The organism is Paraplanobispora siamensis (assembly GCF_016863175.1).
GTDB lineage: Bacteria > Actinomycetota > Actinomycetes > Streptosporangiales > Streptosporangiaceae > Planobispora > Planobispora siamensis.
This window is the reverse complement of sequence record NZ_BOOJ01000006.1, coordinates 21150-34177: the sequence shown is the minus strand read 5'-3', so window position 1 is coordinate 34177 and position 13028 is coordinate 21150. Positions and strand designations below refer to the sequence as shown.

9 protein-coding genes and 1 pseudogene are annotated in these 13028 nt (G+C 74.7%); 9 read left to right on the top strand and 1 reads right to left on the bottom strand.

The annotated features are described in order from the left end of the window. Positions 1–514: 514 nt before the first annotated feature. From Psi01_RS02035 to Psi01_RS02005, 7 genes and pseudogenes are all read left to right on the top strand, one after another. Positions 515–2026 carry a sugar transferase gene (locus tag Psi01_RS02035; protein WP_204062175.1) on the top strand — a complete coding sequence of 504 codons (1512 nt, stop codon included), beginning with the start codon at positions 515–517 and terminating at the stop codon, positions 2024–2026. Next, positions 2016–3467: an O-antigen ligase family protein gene (locus Psi01_RS02030; RefSeq protein WP_204062174.1), complete on the top strand. Its 1452-nt coding sequence runs from the start codon at positions 2016–2018 to the stop codon at positions 3465–3467. Before Psi01_RS02035 ends, Psi01_RS02030 begins: the two co-directional genes overlap by 11 nt. Next, positions 3464–5026: a murein biosynthesis integral membrane protein MurJ gene (gene murJ / locus Psi01_RS02025; protein ID WP_204062173.1), complete on the top strand. Its 1563-nt coding sequence runs from the start codon at positions 3464–3466 to the stop codon at positions 5024–5026. The genes Psi01_RS02030 and murJ overlap by 4 nt, the downstream gene beginning before the upstream one ends. Beyond that, entirely contained in the window at positions 5023–5742 is a 720-nt protein-coding gene (locus tag Psi01_RS02020) for a polysaccharide deacetylase family protein (RefSeq protein WP_239126957.1), read from the top strand. The genes murJ and Psi01_RS02020 overlap by 4 nt, the downstream gene beginning before the upstream one ends. After that, positions 5739–6866 (top strand): glycosyltransferase, encoded by a 1128-nt coding sequence (locus Psi01_RS02015; RefSeq protein WP_204062172.1) that lies wholly within the window; start codon positions 5739–5741, stop codon positions 6864–6866. The genes Psi01_RS02020 and Psi01_RS02015 overlap by 4 nt, the downstream gene beginning before the upstream one ends. Beyond that, entirely contained in the window at positions 6863–7483 is a 621-nt protein-coding gene (locus tag Psi01_RS02010; protein WP_204062171.1) for a YveK family protein, read from the top strand. Before Psi01_RS02015 ends, Psi01_RS02010 begins: the two co-directional genes overlap by 4 nt. Next, positions 7450–8598: pseudogene (locus Psi01_RS02005) on the top strand (glycosyltransferase); the annotation flags it as partial. The gene Psi01_RS02010 and the pseudogene Psi01_RS02005, both read left to right, overlap by 34 nt. Positions 8599–8615: 17 nt before the next feature. Here the strand turns inward: Psi01_RS02005 and Psi01_RS44475 are convergent. Continuing rightward, the gene (locus Psi01_RS44475) at positions 8616–10067 is read right to left on the bottom strand and encodes a glycoside hydrolase family 26 protein (protein WP_373872458.1); all 1452 of its coding nucleotides are present in this window, start codon (positions 10065–10067) and stop codon (positions 8616–8618) included. 286 nt (positions 10068–10353) lie between these two features. Here Psi01_RS44475 and Psi01_RS02000 point away from each other — a divergent pair, with 286 nt between their 5' ends. Together Psi01_RS02000 and Psi01_RS01995 are read left to right on the top strand one after the other, a co-directional pair. Beyond that, entirely contained in the window at positions 10354–11637 is a 1284-nt protein-coding gene (locus Psi01_RS02000) for a carboxylate--amine ligase (RefSeq protein ID WP_204062169.1), read from the top strand. Between the two features lie 82 nt (positions 11638–11719). After that, on the top strand, positions 11720–12982 hold the full coding sequence (locus Psi01_RS01995; RefSeq protein WP_204062168.1) for an NAD(P)-binding domain-containing protein: 1263 nt from the start codon (positions 11720–11722) through the stop codon (positions 12980–12982). Positions 12983–13028 lie beyond the last annotated feature (46 nt).

Genomic DNA, 13028 nt, shown 5'->3' with positions numbered 1-13028 from the left:
CGTCCGCTCGGTCCCCGTTGACCGAGATAAGCCACCGCTCCTGATACCACCCGAAAAGCTGTGGAACGTCAACGTGACGGCCCGTCACCGCCGGCGGTGCCGCATCCGCCGCGCGCCGTACGGCCCGGCGCCCTCCTCCCGGCCGTCCCCGGCGGAGCCGCGGCAGGAGGAAAACATGGCCCCGCCGGAACCGCCCTTTGATCGGCGGCCGGTCCGGTATGCAAGCGCAAAAAACCGGGTCATCCAGAACTTGCGACCTCCAGGCAACCTGCACGTGCTCAGGTGCGGGATCGATGAGGTCCACCTCGCTAGCATCTGGAAACCAAAGGACGGCCGTTTCGCATTATGCGGATGGCCGGAGCGCATTCAGTGGAAATGCCACCAGGAAAGTAAACGGAGAATCTACCAATAGATTCACGGCGATTCTCCGCTCTAATGGGAATTTCCGATACAGGGGGAAAGTTGACCGCACTCCGGTTGATCGCGGAAAGAACGTCGGCCCACGGAGACTCCGATGACCACGGTCGTCGACCTTAACCGCCCGCCCGGAACGGCCGGGCAGGAGAGCCCCGGCGGCGTCGCCACCGCGACCGTGCCGGCCATGCGCGGGAAACCCGGCCGCCGCGTGCCGGTCCCGCCCCGGACGGACGCGGGGCGCGGGACCGCCCGCCGCCCGTCCGCCCCTCTGGTGTGCATGCTCGGCGCCGACCTCGTCTGCATGGCCGCCGCCGTCACCGCCGCCGGCGGCGGCCCGGCCGCCGTCGTGACCGCGACGGCCCTGGTGGCCGCCCTGAACGCCGCGCTGCGGCTGTACCGCCCGCGGATGGCGCCCTCGCTCCTGGACGACTGCATGACGCTCGCGGCGGGCGGACTGGGCGCGACGGCGCTCGCCGCGGCCCTCGGCGCGGGGGTGCCGCCGATGGACGGGCTGCGGGGCTGGGTGCTGGCTGGCCTGCTGTACGCCGTCCTGGTCTGGTGCTGCAGGGGCGCCGGATACGCCGCCCTGCGGAGACCGGGCGTGTGGCCCGGCCACCGCGCCAGCCCCGCCCTGCTGATCGGCGCCGGCGGCCACGGGCGCCGGCTGGCCCGGGCCATGCTCGCCCACCCGGAGTACGGGTTGTCGCCGATCGGCTTCCTCGACGACCGCCCGCCGGACACCGAGCCTCTGGACCCGGCCCTCCCGGACGCCGAGTCACCGGTCCCGGTGCTCGGCCGGACCGACCGGATGGCCGAGACACTGCGGGCCCACGACGTGCGCGTCGTGATCGTCACTCCCGCCCTCTCCTCGGGGGGGCAGATCCGCCGCCTGGTCCGCGTCGCCGGGGACCTGGGCTGCGCGGTCTTCTTCGCCCCGGATCCCGGCGACTTCCTCGTGGACTTCCTGCCCCCGCGCGACCGCATCAGGGGCTTCCCCCTCCTGCGGATGCGCGCGCGTCCGCAGGAGCGGGCCACCTGGCCGCTGAAGCGGCTGATGGACGTCGTCCTGGCCCTGGCCGGTCTGCTGGTCAGCGCGCCGGTCCTGGCGGTCTGCGCGCTGGCGCTGCGCCGCGAGGGCGGGCCGGGCGTGCTGTTCCGCCAGAGCAGGGTGGGGCTGCGCGGCCGCCGCTTCGAGCTGCTCAAGCTGCGCACGATGAAGCCGGCCGACCAGCACGAGTCCGCCACCCGCTGGAGCATCGCCGACGACCGGCGGGTCGGGCCGGTCGGCAGGATGCTGCGCCGGACCTCGCTCGACGAGCTGCCCCAGCTGTGGAACATCCTGCGGGGCGACATGAGCATCGTCGGGCCCCGGCCCGAGCGGCCCTTCTTCGTCGAGCGCTTCTCGGCCTCCGTGCCGCTCTACGGCGAGCGCCACCGCGTCCCCGTCGGGCTCACCGGCTGGGCGCAGGTCCACGGGCTGCGCGGGGACACCTCCATCGAGGACCGCGCCCGGTTCGACAACCACTACATCGACGACTGGTCGCTCTGGTCCGACATCAAGATCATGGTCCGCACCGCCGGATCCGTGCTCCGCTCCGATGGAGGCTGACCGTGCGGGCGCCGCGATGAGCGGGTGGGGGGCGCTGCGCAGGCCGAGCCTCCCGGCGGCCGCGGCCGTGCTCCTCGTCTGCGTCCCGCAGGACCGCGACGACCTGAGCGTCGCGGTCGACGTGACGCCCGCCGACGTCGCCTCGGTCGTCCTGGTCGCGGTGGCCGCCGCGGCCCTGCTGTCCGGCGGCCGGCGGCTGCCGGGACGGGCGCTGGTGGCCGCCGCCCCGGTGATCGCCGTGGGCGCGGCCACCGTCGCCTCGCAGGACGTCATGGCGAGCCTGCCCGGTCTGGCCCGCTATCTGCAGGTGTTCGTGCTGGTCCCGCTGGCGGTGGCCGCGGTGCTGCGAGACCGGGCGGACCTGTGGCTGGTGGGCGGCGCGGTCTGCGGGGCCGCCCTGGTGCAGGGAGGGGTCGGGACCTGGCAGTCGCTGACCGGGACCGGCGCCTCCTACGCGGGCGAGAACGTCCGGGCGGTCGGGACCTTCGGCGCCACCGACGTCATGGGCATGGCCACGATCGTCGGCTACGGGCTGGTCGTCACGCTGGCGCTCGCCCTGACCCTGCGCGGCCGGGCGCGGGCGGCGGCCCTGGCGACGGCGGCGCTGCTGGTGGTGCCGCTGGTGCTGTCGCTGAGCCGGGGCACGTGGCTGGCGGTGCTGTGCGCCGCGGCGGTCATGCTCGTCCTGTACGGCCTGCGGCCCGCGGGCCGCGTCCTGCTGTTCGCCGCGGCCGCCGCGGTGTTGCTGCTGCCGGCCGTACCGGACTCCGATCCGGGCACGATCGGCCGGCGGCTCTCCTCGATCGGCTCGTCGCTCACCCAGCCGGACCGCTCGGTGAGCGACCGCTACGACCTGTGGGAGACCGCCACCGGAATCTGGCGGGACAGCCCCGTCACCGGCGTGGGCCCGAAGGGGTTCGCCGCCGCCCGCGACTCCCGCGCCCCGCTCGGCCTGTCGTCGGGCAGCGACACCGCCGACCCGGTGCGGGGCTTCCAGCGCCAGCCGCTGCTGTCCCCGCACAACATGTACCTCCTCGTGCTCAGCGAGCAGGGGCTCGTGGGGATCACGGCCTTCTGCCTGCTGTTCGGGTGCGTGGCCGTCTGGTCCGTCCGGCGCGTCCGCCGCGCCGGGACCCGGGGCGAGCGCACCGCAGGACTGGCCGTGACGGGCTTCCTGACCTGGCAGCTCGTCGACTTCGCCTACTCCGACATCGGCGGCCCGCCGACCGTGGTCATGTCCGTGCTGCTGGGCGTCGCCCTGTGGTGGGCCATAACGGACGTGACCGCCCCTCCGGCCGCCGCGGGCGCTCCCGGCCCGCCGGCCGCCGCGGGCACGGCCGACCCGCCGGACACCGTGGACACCGCCCCGCTCCCCGTCGTGGCCGCTCCCCCGCCCACGAGCGGCCCACCCCTTCCTCCCGCATCAGGAGAGCGCCGATGACCCTGACGGAGCCGCCCCGGAGCCGGCCGGGAAACCGGACTGCGAAGACCCCGCGCCGCAACCCGTTCCTGCGCGCCGTCACCGTCACGGCGGTGCTCGTCGCCCTCGGCTCCGCCCTCGGGTCCGCCCGCGACCTCCTGATGGCCCGGTTCTTCGGCGCGACCGGCGACACCGACGCCTTCCTGGTCGCCTGGACGGTCCCGGAGACCGTGGCGCCCCTGCTCATCGAGGGGGCGATGGCGTTCCTGCTGGTCCCGGTGTTCAGCCGGGCGATGGAGCGCGACGGCGGCCTGCGGCAGGCGGTCTCCGACACGTTGCCCCGCATCCTGGCCGGTCTCGTCCTGGCGGCCGCGGCGACGGCGCTCGCCGCGCCGCTGCTCGTCGCGGTGCTGGCGCCCGGGCTGGACGACCCCGGGCTCGCCGTACGGTGCACGCGGGTCACCTCGGCCACGGTCCTGATGTTCGGCGTGGCGGGATACCTGAGCGCGGGACTGCGCGCCCAGCAGGTGTTCGGCCCCCCGGCGGCGATCTACGTCGCCTACAACACGGGCATCCTCGCCTTCCTGATCGCCTTCCACGACCGGCTGGGCGTGCTCGGCGCCGCCCTGGGGGTGGCGTGCGGCAGCGTCCTGATGGTGGCGGTGCAGGCCCCCCGCTTCCTGCGGCGCGTCGGGCCGCCGCGCCGGTCGGCGCTCCGGGAGCCGATCTGGCTGGGGGCGTTCGTCCCGATCGCCACGTTCACCCTGCTGCGCCAGGGTCAGGTCTTCGTCGAGCGTTTCTTCGGCTCCGCCCTGCCTGCCGGCTCCATCTCCCACCTGAACTACGCGCAGAAGATCGCGCAGTTGCCGATGACGCTCTCGCTCATCATCGCCACGGTGACGTTCCCGGTCCTCGCGCGGAGCATCGCCGCGGGAGACGCCGGCGCGACCCGCCGCCGCCTGACCGCCGACCTCGGGCTGGCCGGGGCGATCGTCCTGTCCTGCTCGGCCTTCCTGGCCGCGTTCGCCCCGGAGATCGTCGCGCTGCTGCTGCAGCACGGGGCCTTCACCGAGGCGGACACGGCCGCCACCGCCCTGATCGTGCGCGTCTACTCTCTGGGCCTGCTCGGTCATACGGTCGTCGGGGTCGTGTGCCGGGTGTTCTTCTGCGCGGAGCGGCCGACCTGGTATCCGGCGGCCGCGATGGCCGCCGGCCTGGCCCTCACCGCCGTCCTGGCCGCGGTCACCGCACCGCACTGGGGGACCGCGGGGATCACCGCGGCCAACGCGGCGGGCATCACGCTCACCGCGGCGGTGCTGCTGACGGGGGTGCGCAGGCCGGTGCCCTCCCTCCCGCTGCGCGCCGTCCTGCCGGTCGCCGGCCGCCTCGCCCTCGCGGCCGGGGCGGCGGCCGGGGCCGGGCTGCTCGCCCGTCCCGCCCTGACGGGGCTTCCCGTCGTCCTCACCCTGCTGCTCGGCGCGGTCGCGGTCGGGCTCGTGTTCATCGTCGTGGCGACAGCCACCGGATCCAAGGAGATCGCAGAAATGATCGGTTTCGTACCAGGAAGGGGACGCCCGTGAGCGGACGACAGGGGGCCATGCCGTACGTGCTGATGTACCACTCGGTGCAGGAGTACGACAACGACCCCTTCTTCATCACCGTCTCCCCCCGCCGTTTCTCCGCGCAGATGGCATGGCTGCGGCGGTGCGGGCTGCGCGGGGTGTCGGTACGGGAGCTGCTCCTGGCCGAGGCCTCCGGGCAGGCGCGCGGGATGGTCGGGCTGACCTTCGACGACGGGTACGCCGACTTCGCCGCCGTCGCGGTCCCCGTACTCCAGCGGTACGGCTTCACCGCGACCGTGTTCGCCGTCGCCGGGCACCTGGGCGGGCGCAACAGCTGGGACGAGAACGGCCCGGACAAGACGCTGATGACCGCGCAGGAGCTGCGCAAGGTGGCGGACGCCGGCATGGAGGTCGCCTCGCACACCGTCACCCACGCCTTCCTGGAGATGGCCGACGACGCCATGCTGGCCGCGGAGCTCAAGGAGAGCCGCACGATCCTGGAGGAGACGCTGGATCGCGAGGTGACCGGCTTCGCCTACCCGTACGGGCTCGCCGGCGCCCGCGAGGTGGACGCGGTCCGCGCGGCCGGATACACCTACGGCTGCGCCATCTGGCCCTCGGAGAACAGCGGGCGCTACGCCCTGGCGCGGACCTACATCGGGGACAGGGACGGGCGCCTGCGGCTGCGCGCCAAGCGCGTGCGCCACCACATGCGATGGGGCCGGGTCCGATGAAGGTCCTGCACGTCATCACCGGCCTGGCCGCCGGAGGCGCCGAGCAGCAGCTGCGGGCGCTGCTGCCGCACCTGAGCGCGCACTGCGAGGTCGCCACGCTGACCAACCCCGGCGGCGTCGCCCGCGCCATCGCGGCCGCGGGCACCCCCGTCCACCATCTCGGCATGGGCGGCAACCTCGACCTGCGCGCCGTGGGCCGGCTGGTCCGCCTGATGCGGGCCGGGCGCTACGACGTGGTCCACACGCACCTGTACCGCGCCTGCGTGTACGGCAGGGTGGCGGCGCGCCTGGCGGGCGTCCCCGCGATCGTCGCGACCGAGCACTCGATCGGGGAGGAACGGATCGAGGGACGGCGGGTGACCGCGGGGGTGCGGGCGCTGTACCGGGCCACCGAGGCCATGGGCGACGTGACCGTCGCGGTCTCCAGAGCCGTGGCGGAGCGCCTGGCCCGCTGGGGGGTGCCGCGCTCGCGGATCGAGGTCGTCCACAACGGCGTCGACGGCCGGGCCTTCGCCCACGACCCCCGCCTCGGCCGGGAGACCCGGGAGCGGCTGGGCATCGCGCCGGGAGCGTTCGTGGTGGGCGGCGTGGGACGGCTCGAACCCGGCAAGCGCTTCGAGGTCCTCGTGGAGGCCGTCAAGGGCTTCGAGGGGGCCGTCCTCCTGCTGGCCGGGGAGGGGTCCGCCCGGCGCGACCTGGAGGAGCTCGCCCGCACGCTGGGCGTCGCCGACCGGGTGCGCTTCACCGGCGAGTCGGCGGAGGTGCCCGCGCTGCTGTCGGCCATGGACGTGCTCGCCTCGCCCTCGCAGGAGGAGACGTTCGGCCTGGCCGTCATCGAGGGCCTCGCGGCCGGGCTGCCCGTCCTCTACGCGGCCTGCCCCGCCCTGGACGAGCTGCCCTCCGACGCCGCGCCCGGGGCCAGGCGCATCCTGCCCGACCCCGACCACCTGCGGGCCGAACTGCGCACGTTCGCCACCGGTGCCGTACGGCTGCCGCCGCCCCGCGCCGTCGCGCACTACGACATCCGGCGCCACGCCATCCGGATGGAGGCGCTGTACGACCGCGTGCTCGGGTCGCCCCTGGCGGGGGCGGACCGCCACGCGCAACAGGAGGAGTACCGATGAACGAGCCCCCGACGGCCGCGACGCGCCAGTTGAGATGGTGGCCGCTGGCCGCCGCCGTCTTCCTGGGGACGCTGGGAGGGCTGTCCTTCTCCCTGGTCAAGGGGCCGGTGTACACCGCCGACGCCTACGTGGTGGTGGTCCCTGGCACCCCGGGCGGCACCGTCCAGGCGGTGAACTTCGCCCAGGTCTACTCCCGCATCGCCACGCAGCCCGCGATCCTCAGCCTGGCCCTGGCCGGCGGCTCCCCCGCCGACGGGGAGCGGCTGCGGCGCGCGGTGCGGGCCTCCGCCTCGACGGACGCGCCCATGGTGGGGCTGAGCGCCTCCGCCCCCGGCCCGCAGGAGTCCGCGGACCGGGCCAACGTCGTGGCCACCGCCCTGATCGCCTACGCCAACCACCGTGCGACCGCCACCGGGGTGCGCCTGGTGAGCTTCGCCCCGGCGCTCGCGCCCGCCTCGCCGTCCTCCCCGCCGCCCCCGCTGAGCGCCGCGGTCGGCGCGGCGGCCGGCGTCCTGGTCGGCGGTCTGGCCTGCCTGGTGCCGCCGATCCCGCTGCCCGCCCGGCAGCGCCGGCGGATCGAGCCGTGGCCCGCCGCCTCCCGTCAGGGGGCGCTGTGAGCGGCGCGGGCGTGACCGCCCCGCCGGCGCCGCAGACCGAGCGGACGGCCGGCGACGATGTGGCGGTCCTCTCGGCGCCGCACACCGGGCGGACGGTCGACGGCGGCGTGGCGGTCCTCCCGGTGCCGCACACCGGACGACCGGCCGGCGACGGGGCGGTCCCCTCGGTGCTGCACGTCGCGCAGCCGGTCGACGGCGGCGTGGCGGTCTACGTGGCCGCCGTCGCCGCCGACCAGGCGCGGCGCGGCTGGAACGTGGCCGTCGCCTGCCCCGGGCGCGGACGCCTGCCCGCCGACCTGGACGCGCTGGGCGTGCGGTGGCTGGAGTGGGAGGCGGGCCGGTCCCCGGGACCCTGCTGCCCGGGCGAGGCGCGGCGGCTGCGCCGCCTGGCCGACGGGTTCGGCCCGCACGTCGTCCACCTGCACTCCTCGAAGGCCGGGCTGGCCGGGCGCGCGGCCATCCGCGGCACCGTGCCCACGCTCTTCCAGCCGCACGGCTGGTCGTGGCTGGCCTCCCACGGGGCGATGGCGGGGGCGGCCCTGGCGTGGGAGCGCACGGCCGCGCGCTGGACCGGCCTGACGGTGTGCGTCAGCGAGGGGGAGGCCGCGCTGGCCCGGGACCGGGGCCTGCGGGGGAACCTCACGGTCGTCCGCAACGGAGTGGACCTCGACAGGTTCCGCCCCGCCGACGCCGCGGGGAAGGCGCGGGCCCGCGAGGCGCTCGGCGTGTCAGCGGACGACCCCCTGGTGGTGTGCGTCGGGAGGGTCACCCGGCAGAAAGGTCAGGACGTCCTGGTCGCCGCGTGGGAGGAGGTCGCGCGGCGGTGCCCGCGGGCCCGCCTGGCGATCGTCGGCGACGGCGACCTGCGGCCCGCCCTGCGGACCGGGCCGGGGGTGCTGTTCACCGGCGCCGTCGACGACGCCCGGCCCTGGTACGCGGCGGCCGACCTGGTCGTCCTGCCCTCCCGCTGGGAGGGGCTGCCGCTCACCGCGCTGGAGGCGATGGCCTGCGGCCGCTCACTGGTCGCCTCCGGCATCCCCGGGCTGCGCGAGGTGGTCACCGGCGAGACCGGAGCCCTCGTCCCCCCCGACGACGACCAGGCTTTGGCCGAGGCCCTCGTCCGGCGGCTCCTTCATCCGGAGCTCGCCCGCCGGGAGGGGGAGGCCGGGTCCGCCAGGGCGGCCGGCTTCGGCCTGCGGGACGCGCTGGACCGCCTGGCGGCGCTGACCTCGCGCGCCGCCGGGATCGGCGGGACCCCGGGGCCGGGCGTCGGGTGCGGCGGCGCGGCGGGATCGGTCTTCGGACGGGGCGGCTCGTCGGGCGCCGGCGGTTTCTCCGCCGATTCCTCCCGCGACTCCTCCGGTGACTTCTCCCGCGGCTTCTCCGGTGACTTCTCCCGCGACTCCTCCGGCGACGGGGCCTCCGACCCCCCGGACGGCGGGACCGGAGAGTCCTCCCCGGTGACCGGTGCCGGAGACTCCGGCGGGACGGAGTCCCCGGTGACCGGCGGCGTGCCGGAGTCCGCGGACGACGGGACCGGGGAGCCGTCCCCGGAGGACGGTGCGGGGGACCCCTCAGGGGACACCATGGCGGGCAGCCGCTTGCGGAAGACCCGGGAGGACCGGGGGTTGGACGGGCACTGCCAGACCCCGTGCGGGCAGTAGTCGGAGATCGAGTGGTACACGACGTCGTGGGTGGAGATCCATTCGAGCATCCGGCGCATGTACCCGGGCCGGTCCCCCCGGCGGAACAGCCCCCACTCCGGGAACGAGATGGGCTTTCCGCGCGCCCTGGCGAACTCCGCGTGGAAGGCCATGCCGTACGGCTGGCGGACGTAGTCGGCGAACGTCTCGCCGCCCGGCTGGTCGTAGGTGTCCATGCCGATGATGTCGACCACGTCATCGCCGGGATAGCACTCGGTCCACGGGATGGCGTCGCGGCCGCGGCTCGGCGCGAAGTCGAAACGCAGGCGCTGCCCCTCCACCGAGCGCATGGCCGTGACGATCCGCCGCCAGTAGCCCTTCCAGGCCTCGGGATCGGGCGCGCACCGGCTGGAGTAGGTCGTCCCGTTCATCTCCCAGCCGAGGACGATGATCGTGTCGGCCGCGCCACCGGCGACCAGCCGGGAGGCCAGCCTGCGGAAGCCGTGGTCGAAGGCGCCCATCGCCCCCGCGTTGAGGAGCGCCGCCACGGTGCCGTCGGGCATCTCCACCTCGTTCGGCGCGACCATGGGGACGTTGAGCGCCAGGATGCGGTCCGGCTCCGCCGCGCGCCAGCGCATCCAGGGCTCGAGGATGAAGTCCGGCCCCTGGAGGGCGAGCCAGTTCTCGCCGGGCAGGTAGGTCCGCCCGACGGTGGTCTTCACACCGAGCCAGGACTCGAAGGCGGACAGCCGCTCGACGCCGCGCTCGTCCGAGGCGAGGAACACGCCGAATCGGGTCTCCCCGGGGTCGTGCGAGTCCTCCGCGGGCCGGTCTCCCGGCTCGCTGTCCGTCCCGGCGATCATGGAGGGCAGGCTCCATACCACCGCGGAGGCGGCCAGCGCGGCGAGCGCCCCGCAGACGTACGCCTTTCTGAATTTCATCGTTCCCATCCCCGTACTGCCCGTTTCCCGCCCGGTGTACCCATTCGCCGGGCATATCATCCGGCCCGGTCCCCGTATCCGAGCCAAAGATACGCACAAAAGCCGGTTCCGTGCCGCGGACGCGGAAGGGAAGTCGCTATCGGGGAGAATGCACCGATAGGTCGTACGGCGGTGCCGGAATTCCACCAATGGCCCGGCACGGCGGGCCCTTCGGCGAAGAAAGGACTTCTAGAATGAGCGGCCGACGCAACGTCGAGACACCGAGCATATATGGCGGGAATGTTCGATGAATGCCATAGATCCTGCGCGGGACGCCCGGCCGGACGCGGGCCGCCCCCTCCGGCTGGACCCCGGCACCCCCGCCCTGGTGCTCCGCACGGACGACAACATCTTCCACCACGGCACGCTCGCGGCCATCCGCTCGCTGGGCCGCGCCGGGATCGAGGTGCACGCCGTGCTCGAGGGCCGGCACGCCCCGGCCTCCCGGTCCCGTCACCTGGCCCGGATGCACCACTGGCCGGACGGGCCGCGGACGCCCGCGGCCATGGTGGCAGCCCTGGAGTCGATCGCCGGGCTCATCGGACGCCGCGCGATGCTCGTCCCGATGGACGACGCCGGCGCGATCTTCCTGGCCGAGCACGCGGCCGAGCTCCTGCCCCGGTTCCTCCTGCCCCGCCAGGTCCCGGCGCTGCCGCGCAGACTCGCCGACAAGGCCGAACTGCACGCGGTGTGCGAAAGCCTGGGCGTCGCCCAGCCCGAGACCCACGTGATCGCGACGGAGGACGACCTGGTGGCGGCCGTCTCCCGGCTCGGGCTGCCGCTGATCGCCAAGTGGGCCAGCCCGTGGCTGCTGCCGCCCGGCGCCGGGCTGCGCAGCACGACGACGGTCCGCACGCCCGAGGAGGCGGTGCGGCTGTTCGGGCGGATCTCCGGGCACGGCAGCCGGCTGCTGTTCCAGCGCCTGGTGCCCGCCGCCCCGGGGTCGGACTGGTTCTTCCAGGGCTACTTCGACCAGGGGTCGAGGTGCCTGCTCGGCGGGGCCGGCAGGAAGGAGCGGGCCCACCCGCACGGGGCCGGCCTGACCACGCTCGGCCGGTGGCTGCCCAACCCCCGCGTCGAGTCCGCGGCGCACCGGGTCGCCGCCGCCCTGGGCTACCGGGGGATCCTCGACCTCGACTTCCGCTACGACGCCGCCGCCGACGTCTACCACCTGCTGGACTTCAACCCCCGGCTGGGCGCCCAGTTCCGCCTGTTCACCGACGGCGGCGGCCTCGACCTGGTGCGCGTCATGCACCTCGACCTCACCGGCGAGCCCGTGCCCCCGGCCGGGGCCGCGCACGGGCGCACATATCTGGTCGAGAATTATGATGCTTTTCCCGCTTTTCATGAACGACGCGGAGGAGAACTCACCTGCCGGGGCTGGCTGCGCTCCCTGCGCGAGGCCGACGAGTTCGCCTGGTTCTCCGCCGACGATCCCAAACCCTTTGCGGCGATGACGCGGCAATTTCTGAAACGAGGTTTTACCCGCATCGCACGCCACCGCCGGAATCCCGCCTCCCCATCGCGTTAGTATTCGGCGATATTTCCAACCGGGGGATTCACCGGCAGGGCGATTTCCCTTCCAGGAAGCCGGCACCGACCGAGGAGAAATCATGCGTGCGCCGATGATCGACGTCGCCGTCATCGGAGCGGGGCCGTACGGCCTCTCCGTGGCGGCCCATGCCACCGCGGCGGGACTGGACACCCGCGTCTACGGCCGCCCGATGGAGGCCTGGGCGCGGCACATGCCGCGCGGGATGCTGCTGAAGTCGGAGCCCTCCGCCTCGAACCTGTCCGACCCGGCCGGCGCCTACGGGCTGCGGGCCTACTGTCGGCCGCGGGAGCTGTCCTGCTCCTACGGCGAGCCCATCCCCGTGGAGACGTTCGTCGACTACGGCCGGTGGTTCGGGTCCCATGCCGTCGGCGACGCGCTCGACGCCTCGCCCGTGGCCGCGATCCGCACCGACGGCGAGCTGTTCACCGTCGAGCTGGCCACGGGGCAGCCCGTCCTGACCCGGACGGTCGTCCTGGCCCTGGGCTTCCTGCCCTTCGCCCACCGGCCCGCCGCGCTCTGCGGCCTGCCCGCCGAGCTGGCCACGCACAGCTCCGAGCACCACGACCTGTCGGGCTTCGCGGGCCGCGACGTCACCGTGGTGGGCGCCGGCCAGTCCGCGCTGGAGACGGCGGCGCTGCTGCTGGAGGCCGGGGCCCGGCCGCGGGTGGTGGCCAGGACCGGCGAGCTGGCGTGGAACACCGTGCCCTCCGCCCGCCGTTCGCCGATCGAGCGGATCCTGATGCCGCAGTCGGGGCTCGGCACCGGCTGGCGGTCGTGGGTCTGGTCCGAGCTGCCCGGCACGGTGCGCCACCTGCCGGCGGCGACCCGCCGCCACATCGTCCGCACGACCCTGGGCCCGGCGGGCTCATGGTGGCTGAGGGACCGCTTCGACGGCCGCGTCCCGGTGTTCCTGGGGCGGACGGTGGCCGGGGCGGCGCACCGCGGCGAGGTGATCCTGACCCTGCGGGACGCGCAGGGCGGCCTCGACACGATCCACACCGACCACGTGATCGCGGCCACCGGCTACCTGGTGGACGTCGAGCGGATGGGCGTCCTCGACCAGGGCCTCACGCGCGCGATCCGGCGCACCGGGACCGCCCCGGCGCTGTCGAAGCACTTCGAGACCTCCGTCAGCGGCCTGTTCGTCGTCGGCCTGGCCGCCGCCGCCACCTTCGGGCCGGTGATGAGGTTCGTCCACGGCGCGCGGTTCGCCGCCGGCCGGGTCACCGACGGCCTGCTGTCCTCGCTGAGGTCCCGGCCGTCGTGCGCGGGCGCCCTCGCGCCGGAGACGGACTCGCCCCGGCAGTACGCCGGCGGCTGAGCCCCGTACCTGCGAAGTGATGCGAATGTGACCAACCGGACGACCG

Bases quoted from the DNA above. Each gene is read 5' to 3' on its own strand.
- Psi01_RS44475 (WP_373872458.1), bottom strand. From the start codon at position 10,067: ATGAAATTCAGAAAGGCGTACGTCTGCGGGGCGCTCGCCGCGCTGGCC.
- Psi01_RS02030 (WP_204062174.1), top strand. From the start codon at position 2,016: ATGGAGGCTGACCGTGCGGGCGCCGCGATGAGCGGGTGGGGGGCGCTG.
- Psi01_RS01995 (WP_204062168.1), top strand. From the start codon at position 11,720: ATGCGTGCGCCGATGATCGACGTCGCCGTCATCGGAGCGGGGCCGTAC.
- Psi01_RS02015 (WP_204062172.1), top strand. From the start codon at position 5,739: ATGAAGGTCCTGCACGTCATCACCGGCCTGGCCGCCGGAGGCGCCGAG.
- Psi01_RS02010 (WP_204062171.1), top strand. From the start codon at position 6,863: ATGAACGAGCCCCCGACGGCCGCGACGCGCCAGTTGAGATGGTGGCCG.
- Psi01_RS02035 (WP_204062175.1), top strand. From the start codon at position 515: ATGACCACGGTCGTCGACCTTAACCGCCCGCCCGGAACGGCCGGGCAG.
- murJ (WP_204062173.1), top strand. From the start codon at position 3,464: ATGACCCTGACGGAGCCGCCCCGGAGCCGGCCGGGAAACCGGACTGCG.
- Psi01_RS02000 (WP_204062169.1), top strand. From the start codon at position 10,354: ATGAATGCCATAGATCCTGCGCGGGACGCCCGGCCGGACGCGGGCCGC.